Below are 2093 nucleotides of genomic sequence, written 5' to 3' on the forward strand. Positions count from 1 at the left end.
CCGGACGGGCCGGCGAAGATGAACGAGCCGGACGGGCGCTTCGGGTCCTTCAGGCCGGCCCGGGTACGCCGGATCGCCTTCGAGACCGCCTTGACCGCGTCCTCCTGGCCGATGACGCGCTTGTGCAGCTCGTCCTCCATGCGCAGCAGGCGCGAGGTCTCCTCCTCGGTCAGCTTGTAGACCGGGATGCCGGTCCAGTTGCCGAGCACCTCGGCGATCTGCTCGTCGTCGACCTCGCTGACGACGTCCAGGTCACCGGCCTTCCACTCCTTCTCCCGCTGGGCCTTCTGGCCGAGCAGCTGCTTCTCCTTGTCGCGGAGCTGAGCGGCCCGCTCGAAGTCCTGCGCGTCGATCGCGGACTCCTTGTCACGGCGCACCTGGGCGATGCGCTCGTCGAAGTCACGCAGGTCTGGCGGCGCCGTCATCCGGCGGATCCGCATCCGGGCACCGGCCTCGTCGATCAGGTCGATCGCCTTGTCCGGCAGGAAGCGGTCGGAGATGTACCTGTCGGCCAGGGTGGCGGCGGCCACCAGGGCGGCGTCGGTGATGCTCACCCGGTGGTGCGCCTCGTAGCGGTCGCGCAGGCCCTTGAGGATCTCGATGGTGTGGGCCAGCGAGGGCTCACCCACCTGGATCGGCTGGAAGCGGCGCTCGAGAGCGGCGTCCTTCTCCAGGTGCTTGCGGTACTCGTCGAGGGTGGTCGCGCCGATGGTCTGCAGCTCGCCACGGGCCAGCATCGGCTTGAGGATGCTCGCCGCGTCGATCGCGCCCTCGGCGGCACCCGCACCCACCAGGGTGTGGATCTCGTCGATGAACAGGATGATGTCGCCGCGGGTGCGGATCTCCTTGAGCACCTTCTTGAGGCGCTCCTCGAAGTCACCGCGGTAGCGGGAACCGGCCACCAGGGCACCGAGGTCGAGCGTGTAGAGCTGCTTGTCCTTCAGCGTCTCGGGCACCTCGCCCTTGATGATCTTCTGGGACAGCCCCTCGACCACGGCGGTCTTGCCGACGCCGGGCTCACCGATCAGGACCGGGTTGTTCTTGGTACGGCGGGAGAGCACCTGCATGACCCGCTCGATTTCCTTCTCGCGCCCGATGACCGGGTCGAGCTTGCCCTCACGGGCGGCCTGGGTCAGGTTGCGGCCGAACTGGTCCAGCACCAGGCTGGTCGACGGCGCGGCCTCGCCCGGCGCGGTGCCCGCGGCGGCCGGCTCCTTGCCCTGGTAACCGGAGAGCAGCTGGATCACCTGCTGGCGGACCCGGTTGAGGTCGGCGCCGAGCTTGACCAGCACCTGGGCGGCCACGCCCTCGCCCTCACGGATCAGGCCGAGCAGGATGTGCTCCGTGCCGATGTAGTTGTGGCCGAGCTGCAGCGCCTCGCGCAGCGACAACTCCAGCACCTTCTTGGCCCGCGGCGTGAACGGGATGTGCCCGCTCGGCGCCTGCTGGCCCTGGCCGATGATCTCCTCGACCTGCTGGCGGACGCCCTCGAGGGAGATGCCGAGGCTCTCCAGGGCCTTTGCCGCGACACCCTCACCCTCGTGGATCAGGCCCAGCAGGATGTGTTCCGTACCGATGTAGTTGTGGTTGAGCATCCGGGCCTCTTCCTGGGCCAGGACGACAACCCGTCGCGCTCGGTCGGTGAACCGCTCGAACATGCCCTCGTGCTCCTCACGTGCCGTGCGCCTTGATGGTCTAGATCATGGCGGGGCCGGTGCGCGGACGTCCGGGACGGGCGTCCGTGCCTCCTTACTCTATCGCCGCGGACCGACTCCGCTGAGGTCGTGTGTCCCCGCGAAAGGCCGTTCCCACGTCGTTTCTGACAACCGTCCACGCTCAGGAGGTGTTCCGGTACCCCTGCCTGTACGCGCAGAGCGAAATTCGACCGTCGGTGGAAAAGCCCGGTCGGGGCTTCCGGAAGGTCTTCCGGGCTCAGGGCGGGCGGCGCCGGTGCCGCTCCCGTCATCCACAACCTGTGGACAGCATCTCCACCGCCTGTGGACAACCCGTCCTGAGCCCGGATTCTTCCCGCTCCCGGCCCGGACCGCGGCGGGACCGCCCGGACCCGTGGCGGAAGCGGCCGCGGACCGGCG

The 2093-nt window shown here is 69.0% G+C and carries 1 protein-coding gene; it reads right to left on the reverse strand.

The window, feature by feature from the left end:
* Nucleotides 1-1658, reverse strand: a 1658-nt coding sequence (locus ABZ570_RS33930) for a Clp protease N-terminal domain-containing protein (RefSeq protein WP_358072277.1), incomplete at its 3' end; no start/stop codon positions are given.
* Nucleotides 1659-2093 lie beyond the last annotated feature (435 nt).

The sequence above is a fragment of the Micromonospora sp. NPDC007271 genome (assembly GCF_040634005.1).
Classification (GTDB): domain Bacteria; phylum Actinomycetota; class Actinomycetes; order Mycobacteriales; family Micromonosporaceae; genus Micromonospora.